Annotated in this window: 13 protein-coding genes; 5 read left to right on the plus strand and 8 right to left on the minus strand. The window is 69.2% G+C overall.

Annotated elements, in window-relative coordinates; genetic code table 11:
• Position 1: 1 nt before the first annotated feature.
• Both ACWPN5_RS12875 and sppA read left to right on the plus strand, forming a co-directional pair.
• On the plus strand, positions 2-709 hold the full coding sequence (locus ACWPN5_RS12875) for a S49 family peptidase (protein WP_492295684.1): 708 nt from the start codon (positions 2-4) through the stop codon (positions 707-709).
• Complete coding sequence (gene sppA / locus ACWPN5_RS12880) at positions 691-1,752, plus strand: signal peptide peptidase SppA (RefSeq protein ID WP_200479658.1); 1,062 nt, start codon at positions 691-693, stop codon at positions 1,750-1,752. Before ACWPN5_RS12875 ends, sppA begins: the two co-directional genes overlap by 19 nt.
• A gap of 98 nt (positions 1,753-1,850) precedes the next feature.
• On the opposite strand, the gene ACWPN5_RS12885 is transcribed toward sppA, so the two are convergent.
• The gene (locus ACWPN5_RS12885) at positions 1,851-2,096 is read right to left on the minus strand and encodes a hypothetical protein (RefSeq protein WP_041811141.1); all 246 of its coding nucleotides are present in this window, start codon (positions 2,094-2,096) and stop codon (positions 1,851-1,853) included.
• Positions 2,097-2,740: 644 nt separating this feature from the next.
• Between ACWPN5_RS12885 and ACWPN5_RS12890 the strand changes: the two genes are divergently transcribed.
• Entirely contained in the window at positions 2,741-5,803 is a 3,063-nt protein-coding gene (locus ACWPN5_RS12890) for a chemotaxis protein CheB (RefSeq protein ID WP_492295686.1), read from the plus strand.
• A complete protein-coding gene (locus ACWPN5_RS12895) occupies positions 5,800-8,346 on the plus strand; it encodes a PAS domain-containing hybrid sensor histidine kinase/response regulator (protein ID WP_492295688.1) in 2,547 nt (848 codons plus the stop codon). Before ACWPN5_RS12890 ends, ACWPN5_RS12895 begins: the two co-directional genes overlap by 4 nt.
• Before the next feature lie 73 nt (positions 8,347-8,419).
• Here ACWPN5_RS12895 and ACWPN5_RS12900 read toward each other — a convergent pair whose 3' ends face one another.
• The 3 genes from ACWPN5_RS12900 to ACWPN5_RS12910 form a co-directional block, all read right to left on the minus strand.
• Entirely contained in the window at positions 8,420-8,632 is a 213-nt protein-coding gene (locus ACWPN5_RS12900; protein WP_145678462.1) for a hypothetical protein, read from the minus strand.
• Positions 8,633-8,708: 76 nt separating this feature from the next.
• The gene (locus ACWPN5_RS12905) at positions 8,709-9,506 is read right to left on the minus strand and encodes an ABC transporter permease (protein ID WP_145678461.1); all 798 of its coding nucleotides are present in this window, start codon (positions 9,504-9,506) and stop codon (positions 8,709-8,711) included.
• Positions 9,507-9,510: 4 nt separating this feature from the next.
• Positions 9,511-10,116, minus strand: a complete 606-nt coding sequence (locus ACWPN5_RS12910; RefSeq protein ID WP_145688880.1) for an ABC transporter ATP-binding protein — start codon at positions 10,114-10,116, stop codon at positions 9,511-9,513.
• 128 nt (positions 10,117-10,244) lie between these two features.
• Here ACWPN5_RS12910 and ACWPN5_RS12915 point away from each other — a divergent pair, with 128 nt between their 5' ends.
• Positions 10,245-11,786, plus strand: a complete 1,542-nt coding sequence (locus ACWPN5_RS12915; protein ID WP_492295692.1) for an MDR family MFS transporter — start codon at positions 10,245-10,247, stop codon at positions 11,784-11,786.
• Positions 11,787-11,798: 12 nt separating this feature from the next.
• Here the strand turns inward: ACWPN5_RS12915 and ACWPN5_RS12920 are convergent, their stop codons facing one another.
• The 4 genes from ACWPN5_RS12920 to ACWPN5_RS12935 all read right to left on the minus strand — a co-directional run bounded on the left by ACWPN5_RS12920 (position 11,799) and on the right by ACWPN5_RS12935 (position 16,979).
• Positions 11,799-12,881, minus strand: a complete 1,083-nt coding sequence (locus ACWPN5_RS12920) for an AI-2E family transporter (protein WP_492295693.1) — start codon at positions 12,879-12,881, stop codon at positions 11,799-11,801.
• A gap of 241 nt (positions 12,882-13,122) precedes the next feature.
• Complete coding sequence (locus ACWPN5_RS12925; RefSeq protein ID WP_492295696.1) at positions 13,123-14,520, minus strand: sensor histidine kinase; 1,398 nt, start codon at positions 14,518-14,520, stop codon at positions 13,123-13,125.
• 34 nt (positions 14,521-14,554) lie between these two features.
• On the minus strand, positions 14,555-15,232 hold the full coding sequence (locus ACWPN5_RS12930; protein WP_035674886.1) for a winged helix-turn-helix domain-containing protein: 678 nt from the start codon (positions 15,230-15,232) through the stop codon (positions 14,555-14,557).
• 178 nt (positions 15,233-15,410) lie between these two features.
• Complete coding sequence (locus ACWPN5_RS12935; RefSeq protein ID WP_492295697.1) at positions 15,411-16,979, minus strand: DegQ family serine endoprotease; 1,569 nt, start codon at positions 16,977-16,979, stop codon at positions 15,411-15,413.
• Between the last annotated feature and the right edge of the window lie 37 nt (positions 16,980-17,016).

Raw genomic sequence — 17,016 nt, forward strand, 5'->3', positions numbered from 1 at the left:
GATGCTGAGGTTCTTTGTCCGCCTGTTCGCCCTCATCGGCTTCCTCGTGGTGGCCGCCGTGGTCACCGGGGTCGTCCTGGCGGTCCGGCACGAGCCCTCCCTGCCCGACACCGTCGTGCTGGAGCTGGACCTCCGCGACCCGCTGGCGGAAGGGAGCGTTGACCGGCTGGGCAGCTTCCTCGGCCATGAGACGACCTTCCAGGAGGTGCTCGACGCGCTGGAGCGGGGGCGCACCGACCCGCGCGTGAAGGGCGTGCTCGCCCGCTTCGGCGGTGACGGCGCCAGCTTCGCCCAGGTGCAGGAGCTGCGGGCGGCGGTGGAGCGGTTCCGCGCGTCGGGCCGCTTCGCCATCGCCTTCGCCGAATCCTACGGCGACACCGGGGCGGGCAACCGCTCCTACCTGCTGGCCAGCGCCTTCGACGAGGTGTGGATGCAGCCGCTCGGCCTGCTCGGCCTGACCGGCCTGTCGGCACAGATCCCCTTCGCCCGCGGCGCGCTGGACAAGCTGGACATCCAGCCGCAGGTCTTCCAGCGCGAGGAGTACAAGAGCCTCGCCGACAGCGTCATGCGGACGGACTTCACGCCGGCCCACCGCGAAATGATGGAGTCGCTGCTCGGCGACCTGACCAACCAGATCGTCGACGGCGTGGCGGTGAGCCGCCGCCTCCCCCCGCCGCCGTCAAGGCGGCCATGGACCGCGCGCCCCTGATCGACCGCGAGGCGGTGGACGCCAAGCTGGTCGACCGGCTCGGCTACGCCGACGAGGCGCGGGAGGAGGCGCTGCGCCGCGCCGGAGCCGCGCCCGACGCCGACACAATGGAGGCGGCGGACTATCTCGGCATCGCCGGCCCGCCCAACCGCAGCGGCCCGACCATCGCGCTGATCCACGCCACCGGCACCATCACCGGCGGCGACAGCGGCAAGCCCGGCCTGGGCGAGGTCACTGCCGGCTCGGAGACGATCGTGTCGGCCATTGAGGACGCGGTGGACGATCCCGACGTCAAGGCCATCCTGTTCCGCATCGACAGCGGCGGCGGCAGCGTGACCGCGTCCGAAACCATCCGCCGCGCCCTGGTCAAGGCCCGCCAGTCGGGCAAGCCGGTGATCGCCACCATGGGCGGAACGGCGGCGTCCGGCGGCTATTGGATCGCGCTGGCCGCCGACCGCATCGTCGCCTCCCCCGCCACGGTGACCGGCTCGATCGGCGTGGTCGCCGGCAAGATGTCGGTCGCCGGCCTGTCGGAGCGGCTGGGCGTGCATTGGGGCGTCCTCGACACCGCGCCCAACGCCGGCCTGTGGTCGCCCTTCCGTCCCTTCGGCCCCGCCGGGGAGGAACGGCTGAACGCCATCATCGACAGCAGCTATTCCACCTTCCTGTCCCGCGTGGCGGAGGCCCGGCACCTCACACCCGAACAGGCGCGGGACGCCGCCAAGGGCCGCGTGTGGACCGGCGCCCAGGCCAAGTCTCTCGGCCTGATCGACGAGCTGGGCGGAGTCGCCACCGCGCTGACGCTCGCCAAGCAGGCGGCGAAGCTGGGGCCGGACGATCCGGTCACCGTGACCGGCTACCCCCGCCCGAAGCCGCTGATCCGGGAAATCCTCGACCTCGCCTCGGGCAAGGGCGATCTGGTGGAGGCCGTGGCGGTGCTGGCGGGTCTGCGCCCGGCGCTGGCCGAACTGGCCCCGCTGGTCCAGGCGGCCCGCAGCGGCGCGGTGGAAGCGCGCATGCCGCCGCTGGGACTCGAACGGTAATACGTTCGGACAAAATTCAGGCCGGCGGGACAGCCGCCGGCCTGCAGGAGAGTGGCTGCGTCGCGTTGTGACGAAGGCGCGTCGTCAATGGCGCATCATCAATGGCGCGTCGCAAACCCCGCCGAACAGAGCATCATCAGCGAACCGGCGCTGGTCCGGTTCTCACTTTCCAAGTAACTCTGAAATCCCGGTGAGCAGACCAACCGCGCAATTTCGTCCTTCGAAAAGACCGGCAGGAAGGGATTGTTCGACAGCTCCTCATAAGCAGCCCTGGCCACTACTCTCAGGTTGAGCGGAATCGCCGCGATATATCGGTCGAGAGCACATTCGTCCTCGCGCTCCATCTGGCGCACTCCTTTCCTACGTTTCTCATGATTAGTGGCTACGGATTAAAGATTGCGCAAAGCGCCAATCGCGTAAAGCGACATAAGCGAACGGGGCAACAGATCCTGCACAGTGTTGTGCCCGTATCACATCATACGTTCAGGGTAAGCTGTGCGCTGGTGGCAAATCCCATCGATTTTTATCTTTCTTGCCCGCCATCAGGCGCGGTCCATGGAAAAAGGAACAGGGTGCGATGGCGCCATGAATTCACGCAATTGATCTCAGGACATTGAAAAGGATCGAATATGGAAAACCACGGCACATTCGAAAGTCTCGCCCCGCCGAGTCAGCAAAGCCGAATTCGACGCTCGGCAAATGCATCGCTGAAAATCCATTGGTCATATGCGAAACGTTCAAAGCGGCGTGCCGCCCGCTGCCCGCCTCATCTTTGCAATGACGACGCGGCGCCCCCCTTCAAGGGGAGGATTGTCCGGATTGACTGGCCTGGGCCCTTCCTATATAGCCGCTAGACCCTTCGCCGTTTCAAAACCGCCGGCGCGCACGGAAAAGGAAAGACGCCGCGCGAGGGAGGGTTTGAATGTCACGGTCAGACGGCAAATAATTTGGTAGGCCGTCCTTTACTCCCGCAGACCTGAAGTGCTCCGTGGAACCAGAAGACAACGATCACTCCATCGCCGATCACCCCGTCGCCGATGCCCCGTCACCGCCCGACGAGGGTGAGGAAACGGTCTCCGTCTATGGTCCCTATCCGGAGGGGCGGGACCGGGTCTGCTGCATCGTCGGCATCGGCGCTTCGGCCGGCGGCCTGGAGGCGCTCCAGCGCTTTTTCGACAACGTGCCGGGAGAAAGCGACCTCGCCTATGTGGTCGTCCAGCATCTGTCGCCAGTCCACAAGAGCCTGATGGTCGATCTGCTGGCCAAGCACACCGCCATGTCGGTGGTGCAGGCCGCCGACGGCATGGCGGTGGAGCGCAACACCGTCTATCTGCTGCCCCCCGCCAAGCATCTGTCGATCGAGGACGGGCGGCTGATCCTGACCGCCAAGGACGCCGCCGGGGGCATGAGCCTGCCCATCGACATCTTCTTCACCGCCCTCGCCAAGGACCAGGGGCCGCGGGCGCTGGGCGTCGTGCTGTCCGGCACCGGGTCGGACGGCACCCGCGGGCTTCTGGCGATCAAGTCCGCGGGCGGCTTCGCCGCGGCGCAGGACCCGGAATCGGCGCAGTTCGACGGCATGCCGCGCAGCGCCATTGCCACCGGGCAGGTGGACGCCGTGAAAACGGCGGACAAGCTGCCGGCCACCCTGATCGAGCACGCCGGCCGGGTGCTGTCGCGCAACCTGCCCGTCCCGGCCAAGCCGCAGGACCGCGAGAACGACCCGCTGGCGCAGATCGTGGCGGCCATCCGCTCGGTCACCGGCGTTGATTTCTCGCATTACAAGCTGGCGACCCTGCTGCGCCGGATCGAGCGGCGGATGCACACCGCCGGCCTCGATTCGATGAGCGACTACGCCGCGCTGCTCCGCCGCAACAGCGCCGAGACGGTCAGCCTCTACAAGGAGATGCTGATCGGCGTCACGCGCTTCTTCCGCGACGAGGGGGCCTTTTCCTCGCTCGCCGACAAGGTGATCCCGACCCTGTTGGCCAAGCGCAGCCCCACCGACATGGTGCGCGTATGGGTCTGCGGCTGCGCCACCGGCGAGGAGGCCTATTCCATCGCCATCCTGTTCGCCGAGGCGCAGGAGCGGATGGGGCGGTCTTTCGACGTCAAGATCTTCGCCACCGACATCGACCAGGACAGCATCGAGATCGCCAGCCTGGGCGAATACCCGCGCTCCATCGCCGAGGACGTGTCGAACGAGCGGCTGACCCGCTACTTCATCGCCCGCGGCGACCATTATCTGGTGTCGCGCGACATCCGCCGGATGGTGGTCTTCGCCGCCCACAACATCATGCGCGATCCGCCCTTCACCAAGATCGACCTGGTGAGCTGCCGGAATCTGCTGATCTACATGGACTCGCCGCTTCAACGGAAGGTGCTGAGCCTGTTCCAGTACGCGCTGCGGCAGAGCGGCTTCCTGTTCCTCGGCACCAGCGAGACGCTGGGCGACCTGTCGGCGGAGTTCCACGTCCTGGACAGCCGGAACAAGCTGTTCCAGAGCCTGCGCACCGGGACGCACCGGCTGTCGCGGCTGCTCGTCCCCACCGTCGCCGCCCCGGTGCACCGCCACGGCGACGAGACCATGTCGCAGGCGCAGGAGGAAGGGGCCGCCATCGACGAGGCGATCTCGACCCTGATGCGGGCCTATGTGCCGCCCAGCCTGCTGGTCAACGAGCAGATGAACATCATGCACGTGTTCGGCGAGGCGTCGGCGATCCTGAAGGTGCCGCCGGGCGAAGCCACGCTGAACGCGCTGAAGCTTCTGCCCTCCTCGGTCTCCATGGTGGTTGGGACCGCGCTGACGCGGGCCTTCCGCTCCGGCGAGGAGTTCGCCCTGTCCAACATCCCGGTGAAGGACCGCGAGGGCTTGCCCGCCGTCAGTTTGCGCGTGAAGCCTTTCGTCGCCCGCAAGACCGGCCGGCGCTTTGCGCTGATCGTGCTCGACCCCAGCGCGCCGGCGCTGGCCCTGCCGGACAGCGACTTCGACTTCGACACCGACACCGCGGAGCGCATCCGTGGGCTGGAGCAGGAGCTGGTCTCCCGCGGCGAGAACCTCCAGGCCACCATCGAGGAACTGGAGACCGCCAACGAGGAACTCCAGGCGACCAACGAGGAGCTTCTCGCCTCCAACGAGGAACTGCAGAGCACCAACGAAGAGTTGCAGTCGGTCAACGAGGAGTTGTATTCCGTCAACGCTGAGTATCAGGCGAAGGTGGAGGAGTTGACGGAGGTTACCAACGACCTGGACAACCTGCTGCGCTCGACCGAGATCGGCACGGTCTTCCTGGACAGCGGCATGGTGATCCGGCGCTTCACCCCGGCGGCGGCCCGCTTCATCAACATCATCCCGCGCGATGTCGGGCGATCGATCGCGCACCTGTCGACCAACATCGACTACCCGGATTTTCTCAAAGACATCGAACGGGTCTTCCACGACCACAATCCGGTGGAACGCCATGTCCCGGTGCGCGGCGACCGCTGGATCCAGACGCGGATCCTGCCCTACCTGACCGAGAAGAACCAGGTGGCCGGGGTGGTCGTCACCTTTGTGGACGTCACCGCCGCCAAGGCCGCGGAGCACCGCCTCCAGACGGTGCTGGACAGCCTGCCCGAGCATGTGGCGGTCATCGATTCCGATGGCGCCATCACCATGGTCAACCACGCCTGGCGCATGTTCGGCGAGAAGAACGGCGCCCCGGCGCTGGACCGTTGCGGGCCGGGAACCAATTATCTTGATGTGTGCAACGCCGAGGAAGGAACCGAAGGCGAAGACATCGCCCGTGCCGTGAACGACGGGCTGCGCCGGATTCTGTCCGGCGACATCGAGCAGTTCACCATCGAATACCCTTGTCATTCCGACAAGGAGGAGCGCTGGTTCATGATGCACGCCTGCCGTCTGGCCGGATTGTCAGGGGGAGCGGTGGTCAGCCACATCGACATCACCAACCGCAAACTGATGGAACTGCGCGCGAGCGGACGGCGGAACGGCCAGAAAAAATCCGGACCATCCACTGCCAAGGACCCGGCGGCCGGGGGCGCGGCGTGAACGGATTCCGCAACGAACGGCTTCGCAAGCGCGCGGAACAGGCCCTCAACTCGGGCGGCTTCGAAGGGGCGGAGGTCTCGGCGACCACGCTCAAGGAGGTCCTGCACGAGCTGTACGTCCATCAGGCCGAGCTGGAGATCCAGAACGAGGAGCTGCGCACCGCCCAGCAGGCGCTGGAGGCCTCGCGCATCCAGTATCTCCAGCTCTTCCAGTCGGTCCCGCTGGCCTGCTTCACCGTCAACGCCGCCGGCATCATCTGCGAGGCCAACGCCGCCGCGGAGCGGCAGTTCGGCCTGCCGCTGCGCCGGCTGAAGGGCCGTCCCCTGACCCTGATGGTGGAGTCGCTGGACCACGGGCGGCTGTTCACGGCGCTCGCCCGGCTGCGCGATTCCGGCCAATGGACACGGCAGGAATACGCCTTCGTCGGCGCCCAGAGCGCCATCGACGGGTTGACCGACGCCCGGGTCGTGGAGCTGGAGGCCGGGCCGGACGGTGTCGACAAGGGCGACGTCCTGCTGACCATCACCGACGTGACGGAACGCAACGCCTGGGTCGGCGAGCTTCAAGACGCCCGCGACGAGGCGGAGCGCACCCGCGCCGCCTATCACCACATTCTTCAGGCGGTGGCCGACGGAATCTGCGGCCTGGACGCGCGCGGCGCCGTCACCTTCGTGAACACGGCGGCCCAGTCGATGACCGGGTTCGGCGCCAGCGAGTTGGTCGGCCGCTCCTTCACCGCGCTGATCGGCGGCGACGCCGAGGAAGAGGGTCGGCGCGCCCTGACGCTGTCGCTGGCCGACGGGCTGGTCCGGCAGGTGACCGACGGACGCCTGCGCCGCCAGGGTTCCGATGATTTCGTGGCGGAGTTGACCGTCTCCCCGATCCTCCAGAACGGGGCGATCACCGGGGCGGTGGTGGCTTTCCGCGACGTGACCGCCCGGCGGGCCGCCGAGCAAGCTTTGGCGGAGAGCGAGCGGCGGCACCGCACGCTCGTCCAGTCCCTGTCCGAAGGGTTGGTCATGCGGTCGGCGGACGGCACGGTGATGGTCGCCAACGCCATGGCGGAGCGGCTGATGACCGGTCCGGCGGGGGTGCTGCTCGACCCCCTGGCCCGCCCCCTCGAAAGCCGCAAGCCGGGCGACCGGGCGGGCCGCGCGGCGCGGCGGCGCTTCATCGGCGCCGACGGCGCCCGCCTGACCGGGCTGCCGCCCGCCGCCAAGGCGGTGGGCAGCGGGAAGCCGGTGGTCGAACAGATCGTCGGCATCGCCGAGGGTGACGAGGCGGCGGCCCCGACCCGCTGGCTGCGCGTCTCCAGCCACCCGGTCCCCGGCGCCGACGGTCGGCCCGAGGCCGTGGTGTCGAGCGTCACCGACATCTCCGCCATCAAGTCGATGGAGCGCGACCTGAACGTGGCGCTGGACGCCAAGGAACGTTTCATGGCCGCGGCCAGCCACGACCTGCGCCAGCCGGCCCAGGCGCTGACCCTGCTGTCGGGCCTGCTGCTGAAGGAGCCGATCCCGGAGGACGCACGGCGCATCGCCACGCAGTTGCGCGATACGGTGGCCTCGCTCGGCGGGCTGCTCGACTGCCTGCTCGACATCTCCAAGCTGGAGGCCGGACTCGTTACTCCCCACAGCGCCCCGGTCGAGGTCGGGTCGATCATGGAGCGGCTGCACAACGAGTTCCGGGCGGTCGCCGCCTCCTCCGGCCTGACGCTGCGCGCGGTGCCGGTGCGATTGAGCGCCTGCACCGACGGCGGCCTGCTCGAGCGCGTGCTGCGCAACCTGCTGACCAACGCCATCCGCTACACCAAGCAGGGCCGGGTGCTGTTCGGCGCGCGGCGGCGGGGCGGCGCCCTGCGGTTCGAGGTGTGGGACACCGGAATCGGCATTCCGGAGAACCAGCTCGACCGCATCTTCCAGGACTTCTACCAGATCGGCAACGCCGCCCGCGACCGGCGGGAAGGGCTGGGCATGGGGCTCAGCATCGCGCGGCGCCTCATCCACATGCTGGGCGGCACCATCGAGGTGACCTCGGCGCCGGGCAAGGGGTCCTGCTTCGCCGTGACCCTGCCGCAGGCGGCCGTTCTCGACCAGCGGCATTGCGGGGATTCGGCGGACGACGACGCCTCGGGAAGCGGCGAGGCGGACGGCGACGCCTCCGTGCTGCTCGTCGAGGACGACGCGGTGATCCGCATGGCCCTGGCGCTGATGCTGGATGGCTGGGGCTACCGCGTGACCGAGGCCGGCTCGGTGGCGGAAGCGCTGGAACTGGTGGACGGCACGCTGGCCCCCGACCTCGTGCTGACCGACTACCGCCTGCCGGATGGCGACACCGGGCTGATGCTGATGGACACGCTGCGCCGCCGTTTCGGTCCCGACCTGCCGGGGGTGCTGCTGACCGGCGACACGTCGTCCGACCGGCTGCGCGAGGCCGCCGGCGCGCAATGCGCCCTGCTGCACAAGCCCATCCAGCCCGACGACCTGCGCCGCACCGTGCGCGCCAGCCTGGAGCACCGAGACGCGGAGGCGGAGGCGACGTAGCGGCGCTTTGCCCCCTCCCCGGCCCTCCCCCGCTTCGCAGGGGAGGGTTAGGGAGGGGGCGCCGCCAACACCCTCAAGGGCGCTCCAGATCGGCCTGGGTGGCGCGCTTCAGGTGGTTCAGCCGCTCGTCGGCCTCGTTGCGGGCGTAGGGACCCTCCACGTCCATGCCGAAGCTGACATAAAAACCGTCGGCCTGGGCGATGTGGGTTCCGACGGGCAGATACTCGTCCGTGGGCTCGTCGTTGCCGACGATCGCGCCGTTCCGGATTTCCACGATGTGCGCCATGACCCGTACCCCCGCCGCCGTTGGTGAACACCAATCGGTGTTCAACGGCGGCGGTCCCGTCCGGGTTCCTTCCGCTTTACCGCCGCCGCACCAGCCGGTCGAGCCGCAGCCGGTGCCGCCGGTCGCTGAGCCGCCGCACCGTTGCCAGAGACGCCGCCAGCACGCCGAGCCCGGTCGCGCCGGAGATCAGGAACATGATCAGGATCTGGTACTTCACCGCCTCCCCCGGATCGACGCCGGAGAGGATCTGGCCGGTCATCATGCCGGGCAGGGCCACCACCCCCATGGCCGCCATGCTGTTGATCGTCGGCATCAGCGCGGTGCGCAGCGCGTGGCGCAGGATGGGCCGCAGCGCCGTCCAGCGGGTCTGGCCCAGCGCGAGCTGCGCCTCGATGGCCGCCCGCTCCCGCGCCGCGGTCGCGGTCAGCGTGTGAAGGGCCAGCCCCACCCCGCTCATCGCGTTGCCCAGCACCATGCCCAGCATGGGAATGGCGTAGCGTGCGTCCCACCAGGGGTCGGGCCGCACCGCGGTGGACAGGCCGAGCAGTAGGACGATCGCCGCTGCGGTTCCCATCGCTCCGGTGCCGATGCCGTAGGACCACCAGCCGGCCAGCCGCCGCTCCTGCCGGGCCATCGTCTCCTGGCCGGCGAACAGCAGCATGACCAGCGCCGCCCCCAGGGTCAGCCAAGGCGATTCCAGGGCGAACAGCCGGGTCAGCACCAGCCCGACCAGCGAGAGCTGGACGACCATCCGCAGCGCCGCCACCAGCAACGGCCGCGCCAACCCCAGATCCAGCGCCAGGGACAGGCCGCCGTTGACCAGCAGGAGCAGCCCGGCCACGGCGAGGTCGGTGTAATGCAGGGACACCAGCATCGCCCTACCCCTCCGTCACCACGCCGTCCGCCACCACGCCGTCCGCGACGTGCAGATGCCGCCGGGCCAGCCGAAGCGCCTGCTCCGGCGCGTGGGTGACGATCAGCACCCCGGCCCCGCGGGCCAGTTCGCCGCGCAGCAGCGCCTCCACCCGCTCCGTCGCCTCGGCGTCCAGCGGGCCGGTCGGCTCGTCGAGCAGAAGCACCTCCGGCTCCTGGACCAACGCGCGGACCAGCGCCAGCCGTTGCCGCTCCCCCGTGGACAGGCGGGCGACCGGCCAGTCCATCACCTTCCCCGGCAGGCCCAGCGCCCCGGCAAGGGCGGCGGCGCGGTCCGGCTGTGCGAAATGTGCGCCCACCCGGTCCTCCCACCAGCCCGACTCGGCGGCGACGTAGGTGACCCGGCGGCGCCAGAGCGGCGCGGGCATGTCCTCCCGGAGATCGCCGTTCAGCCGCACCTCGCCGGTCGACGGGTCGAGGTCGGCCAGGGCGCGCAGGAGCACGGACTTCCCCGACCCCGACTTTCCCTGAACGGCCACGCACTCCCCGGCGTCCAGCCGGAAGGTGGCCGGCTTCAACACGGGGGTGGACAGGTTGCTGACGCTCAGCATCAAGGGTTACCGCGACTATTCCGGACTGTGGAAAGGGAGATTAGCAGCCATTCATGGCGGAGTCCTTGCACGGAGCGTCGCGGGGGCTATGGTACGCCCCACCGCTCATTCCGGCCTGAACCGAGACCATGACCGACGCCTCCAACGACCACGCCGTCTTCACCCACCGCGAAATCATGCGGGTGTTCAGCGGGGTGGCGCTCGCCATGCTGATGGCGGCGATGGACCAGACCATCGTCGCGACGGCCCTGCCGACCATGGCCCATGACCTGGGAAGCCTGGAGAACCTGCCCTGGGTGGTCACCGCCTATCTGCTGGCTTCGACCTCGACCACGCCGATCTACGGCAAGCTGAGCGACCTCTACGGGCGCAAGCGGGTGCTCCAGGTGGCGATCTTCCTGTTCCTGGTCGGGTCGGTGCTGTGCGCGCTGGCGCAGAGCATGGGGCAGCTCATCCTGTTCCGCGGCATCCAGGGGCTGGGCGGCGGCGGCCTGATGGCGCTGGCCTTCACCATCATCGGCGACGTGGTCGCCCCGCGCGAGCGCGGGCGCTACCAGGGCTACATCGGCGGCATCTTCGCCGTGTCCAGCGTGGCCGGGCCGCTGCTGGGCGGCATCTTTACGGAACGGCTGAGCTGGCACTGGATCTTCCTCATCAACCTGCCGCTGGGGGCGGCGGCGCTGCTGATGACCAGCCGGGCGCTCGACCGCCTGCCGGCGGGGCGGGCGAAGCCGACCATCGATTATCTGGGGGCGGCGCTGCTGATGGGCACGGTGACCTCGCTGCTGTTCGTGGTGTCGCGCGCCGGGGTCGCCCTGCCCTGGACCTCCCCGACGATCCTCGGGCTGTGCGTCCTGGGCGTCATGATGTTCGGGGTCTTCCTGTGGCACGAGCGGCGGGTGGAGGAGCCGATCCTGCCCCTGCACCTGTTCCGCGAGCCTGTGGTGGCGGTTGCCAACCCGGTGGTCGCGGTGTCGGCCATGGTGCTGTTCGCCGGCATCGTCTATCTGCCGCTGCGCTCGCAGCTCGTCGCCGGGACCAGCGCCACAACGTCGGGCTTCCTGCTGCTGCCAATGGTGCTGGGCATGGTGCTGGGCGCCGGGGGCGGCGGTCGGCTGATTTCCAAGTCGGGCCGCTACAAGGTCTTCCCGCTGGCCGGGCTGGCGCTGGCGGCGGTGATGTATCTGGCCCTCGGCCTGTCGCCGACGGTGTCGGAAAGCGGGCTGTGGTCCACGCTGATCCTGGTCCCGCTGGGCATCGGGCTGGGGCTGGTCATGCCGGTGATGACGGTCGCCGTGCAGAACGCGGTGGACCGGCGCGACCTGGGTGCTGCCACGGCCTCGGTCGGCTTCTTCCGCTCGCTCGGCGGGTCGATCGGGGTGGCGGTGTTCGGCGCGGTCTTCGCCGCCGACGTCGAGTCCCGGCTGAACGCCGCCGGCCTGCCCGGCATCAGCGGGCGCGAGGTGATGGAGCGCGGCCCGTCCGCCCTGGCCAATCTGACCCCCGCCGCCCGCTCCACCGCCCAGTCGGTGTTCGAGCATGGCTTCTCCACCCTGTTCCTGCTGGCCGCCGGGCTGGCCGTGGTGTCCTTCGTGCTGACCCTGTTCCTGAAGGAGCTTCCCCTGCGCTCCGCCGCCGACGCCGCCAAGGCCGGGGCGGAGGTCGCCTGAGGTCCGGGCAGCCTACGCCTTGTCCTCGCTGGGGAAGTGCCGCCCCTCGCCCAGCTTGTCCTCGATGTAGAGCATGTTGACCAGCACCAGCATCACCACCGCGAAGGGCGTGGCCAGGAACATGCCCATCAGCCCGAACAGCACGCCCCCCGCCGCGATGGCCGCGATGGTGATGACCGGGGGCAGGTCGACCACCTTCTTCTGCATCAGCGGCATGACGACGTTGCCCTCGACCTGCTGGATCGCCAGGTAGAGCAGCGCCACCCAAAGCGCATCCTGCGGTGATTGGGCGAAGGCGATGAGGATCGCCGGAACCGCCGCCAGGAACGGGCCGATCAGCGGCACAAACTCCAGGAGGGCTGCCAACAGGCCCAGCGCCGGGGCGCTCGGGATGCCCAGCAGCAGCAGGCCCGCGGTGGTCAGAATGCCGACGATGGCCATGGCCGAAAGCTGACCGATCAGCCACTTCCACAGCGAGTCCCCCATCACGTCCAGCACCTCCCGCGCCCGTTCGTGGCCGCGCGGCGGCACCAGCAGGATGACGCCGCGCTGGTAGACGCCGGGCGAGGCCGCGAGGTAGATGGCCGTGAACATCACCACCACCAGATCGCCCAGGAAGAACATCACGCTGGAGGCGACCGTCTGCAGCCGGTTCAGCCAGGAGGAGGCGTCCTGCCCCTGCTGCGCGATCTGGTCGCGCAGCGAACCGGGAAGCTGCTGAACCGCGCCGGAAATCTGTTTGGAGAGCTGGTCGAACTGGCTGACCACCGACTGGCCCATCAGCACGCCGCCACCGATCAGCAGCACCGCCAGCAGCAGAAGGACGACGCCGAGCGCCCAGCCCTGCGGCAGCCCGGTGAAGCGCCGCACCAGCCCGGCGACGCGCTGGAACAGGATCGCCAGCAGCACGCCGGCAAAGACCAGGAGCAGCGCGTCGGCCACCTGCCAGGCCAGGAACAGCGTCCCCAGCACCCCGGCGGCGATCAGCATCTTCCAGGTGAACAGCTTCAGTTCGGTCGCGGTGTTCCGCCCGGCGGTTGCCGGCTCCCCCGCCTGCACCGAGGCCTGAAGGGGAACCTGTCTGGTCGCGTCCATCGTCTCTTCCCGCCGTGTTGCCACCGGCATGCCGGTCCGATGGACAAACGCCGCCCGCAGGAAACTGTTGCACCGCCAACCCTCTAGCACCTTCGTGCTAATACACTTATCCGAATGCGCCCGGACGGTTCGCGCCCCATATCATGTCTGACGCCAAGGAGTCATTCTCGCTGATGTCACCTCAAAAGCCCGCCGGAAACGGCGGGCTCTTTTCTTGTGGGGGCGTCCCCTGTCGGCGGTGTCAGCCGGCGTCCGGCGGGAAGACGATGCTGACCTTCAGGCCCGGTTCGTTGTCCTCCAGCCGCAGTGACGCGTCGTGCAGCCGCGCCACCGCCTCCACGAGACTGAGGCCCAGCCCGTTTCCCGGCGAGGCCCGCGCGGCGTCCAGCCGGACGAAGCGCTCCAGCACCTTCTCGCGCATGTCGGCGGGGATACCGGGACCGTTGTCCGCCACGGTGATGCGGGCGGACTGCCCCGGCCCGACGCCTTCCAGCAGCAGAGTGATGCGCCCGCCCTCCGGCGTGTATTTGATGGCGTTGTCCAGCAGGTTCGACACCGCCTGCGCCAACAGCTGCTCGTTCCCACGCACGATCGGCTCGGCCCGGATGTCGGTGACCAGCGTCAGCCCCGTCTCCTCCGCCACCGGTTCGTAGAGGTCGGCGGCCAGCCGCACCACGTCGGCCAGCCGCACCGGCTCCAGTCCCTTGCGGTTGGCGCCGGACTCGGCCTCGGCGATGGACAGCAGCGCGGTGAAGGTGGCGAGCAGCCGGTCGGCCTCAAGGATCGTGTCCTGCAGCACGGCGCGATAGACCTCCGGGTCGTCGGTCTCGCGGATCAGCGCCAGCTCGACGCGGGCGCGGAGGCGCGACAGCGGCGTGCGCAGGTCGTGGGCCACGCTCTCGGTCACCTGCCGCATGCCGGTCATCAGCCGCTCGATCTGGTCGAGCATGGCGTTCAGGTTGCCGGCCAGCCGGTCGATCTCGTCGCCGCCGCCGCCGCGCGGCACCCGGCCCGACAGGTCGCCGGCCATGATGCGGTGGGTGGTGCGGTTGATCGCCTCGATCCGGTGCATGGCGCCGCGCGCCAGCAGCAGCCCGCCGCCCAGCCCCAACACCACCGTCACCAGGAAGACCCAGCGCAGCGACACGACCATGCGGCCGCGGAGCTGGTCCAGCTCGCTCATGTCGCGGCCCACCAGAAGGCGGAACTGGCCGGGCAGGATGAAGCTGACCGCCATCGCGGTGGAGGGCCGGTTGTTCACCCCGCCATAGTCGGAAATCTTGAAATGGGTCCAGCCGCCCGGCCCCGCCGTGGCGTCGGGCCAGCCCGACAGGTTGCCGGCCAGGATGACGCCGCCCGGCGTGGTCAGCAGGTAGATGGAGTTGGTGTGCGAATAGCCGCTGCGCTCGCGCACGGAATTGACCAGCCCGCGCAGGCCGGCGCTGCGGTACTGGTCCTGAAGCCCGGCAACCTCCAGCGCGATGGTGGCGCCGATCTCCTCCTCCAGGAAGCCCGCGGTGGAGCGGTAGACGACGGCCAGGATCACCCCGACCGAAATGACGAAGAGGCCGAGATACAGCAGGGCCAGCCGGAACGGCGTGGTGCGCAGAAGCCGCAGGGTGGGAAGAACCGCCTTCACGCGTCCCGGTCCGCCACCATAGCCGCCGCCATCATCATTGCGGCGCCCGCAGGCTGTAGCCGGCGCCGCGCACCGTGTGGATCAGCGGCGTCGGGAAATCCTTGTCGATCTTCTGGCGCAGGCGGGCGATGTGCACATCGATGACGTTGGTCTGCGGGTCGAAGTGATAGTCCCACACATTCTCCAGCATCATGGTGCGGGTCACCACGCTGCCGGCGTTGCGCATCAGATACTCCAGCAGGGCGAATTCCCGCGGCAGCAGGTCGATGGACTTGCCGGCCCGCCGGACGGTGCGCGACAGCAGGTCCAGTTCCAGGTCGGCGACCGCCAGACGGGTCTGCGGCTGGGCGGCGCTGCGGCGGCGCACCAGCACCTCGATCCGGGCGAGCAGCTCGGAGAAGGCGAAGGGCTTGGTCAGGTAGTCGTCGCCGCCGGCCTTCAGCCCCTTCACCCGGTCGTCGACGCTGCCCAGCGCGGACAGGAACAGCACCGGCGTGTCGTTGCCGGTGGCGCGCAGGATCTCGACCAGCGACAGCCCGTCGCGGCCCGGCAGCATGCGGTCCACGATCATGACGTCGTAATGCTCGGAGCCGGCCAGGAACAGCCCCTCCTTGCCGTCGTTGGCGGCGTCCACGACATGCCCGGCCTCTTTCAGCCCCTTGGCCAAGTAGGAGGCGGCCTGCTGGTCGTCTTCGATGACGAGGACTTTCATGAGCATGAGTTTACCGCATCCTTCCGCGAGTTCAAAGGTGAATGCCCCCGCCCCTCCGGGGAGGGGAAGGGGCCAAACGACACGAAGGGGGAGGACGTCCGCGCGGCGGGGGTTCGCACCACGGACATCCTCCACCCCATCACACCGGAGACGGGAGGATCGCCGGTGTTACCCTGCGTCACGCCTTGACGAGCTTCAGCGGGACGAAACTCTCGTTGCCGCCGCGGTTGACCAGCAGCAGGACCGCCTTGCGGCCATCCTTCTCGGCCTCGTGCAGGCTCTTGGTCACCTCCGCGGGGGAGGTCACGCTGTGGTCGCCGACCTTGACGATCACGTCGCCCGGGCGGACGGGCAGATCACCGGCCTGCGGCGACACCGCGGTGACGACCACGCCCTTGACGCCCTCGCCCAGCCCGAGGCGACTGCGGGCGGCACCATCCAGCGGGGCCAGCTTCAGCCCATTGACAGTCTCCACCGCGCTCTCGGCGGCGGGCCCGGTCCCCTCGGCGGCGGCCATGCGCTGTTCGGCGGGCAGCGGCGCGATGTGGGCGCTGAGCGTCGTCTCCTTGCCCTTGCGGACCACGGTCATGTCCACCGTGTCGCCGGCCTTGGTGTCGGCCACACGGCGGGTCAGGTCGCGCAGCGTGTTCACCGGCTTGCCGCCATAGGCCAGGATCACGTCGCCCTGGCGCACGCCGGCCTTGGCCGCGGGGCTGTCCGGGGTCACCTCGGCGACCAGGGCGCCCTTGGTCTGGGACAGGCCGACCGACTCGGCGATCTCCGGCGAGATCTCCTGGATCTTCACGCCCAGCCAGCCGCGCTCGACATGGCCGTTCTCCTTGAGCTGGGCAACGACCTGCTTGGCGATGTTCGACGGGATGGCGAAGCCGATGCCGACCGAGCCGCCGTTGGGCGAATAGATCGCGGTGTTGATGCCGATCACCCGGCCGTCCAGGGTAAAGGTCGGGCCGCCCGAGTTGCCGCGGTTGATGGCGGCGTCGAGCTGCAGGTAGTCGTCGTAGGGGCCGCTGTGGATGTCGCGCCCGCGGGCCGAGATGATGCCCTTGGTCACCGTGCCGCCCAGCCCGAAGGGGTTGCCGACGGCCATCACCCAGTCGCCGACGCGGGCGGCGTCGCTGTCGCCCCAGTCCAGCGCGGGCAGCGCCTTGTCGGACTTCACCTTCAGCAGGGCGATGTCGGTCTTGGCGTCGCGACCGACCAGCGTGGCGGGAAGTTCCGTGCCGTCCTGGAGCGTGACCTTGATCTCGTCGGCGCCGTCGATGACGTGGTTGTTGGTCACCACATAGCCGGCCGCGTCGATGATGAAGCCGGAGCCGAGCGAGCCGACCTTGCCGCGCGGCTGGCCATCGGAGGGACCCTCGGACTGGTCGTCGCCGCCCGGACCACCGCCCGGACCGCCATTTTGGCCGAACTGGTCCTGGAACTGGCGGAAGAATTCCTCGAAGGGCGACCCCGGCGGGAAGCCGGGCATGCGCGGGTTGCCGCGCTCGGCCTTGGCCTGCTGGGTGGTGGAGACGTTCACCACGGCGGGCGACACCTTGGCGGCCAGATCGGCGAAGCTGCCCGGCATGTTCTGCGTCAGGGCGCTTTCGGCGGCCACGGCGGTGGACTGGTTGGCGATCAGGAACGGACCGGTCAGCACCGTGGTGCCGAGGAGGACGGCGGCGATGGTACGCCGCACCCGGCTCGACCGCGGGGCGCGTCCGGCGTTGGCGGGGGTGGACATCGGTTGCTCTCCGTGACTGGCATGCGTTGTTCGTTGC

The sequence above is a fragment of the Azospirillum sp. UENF 211521 genome (assembly GCF_058780535.1).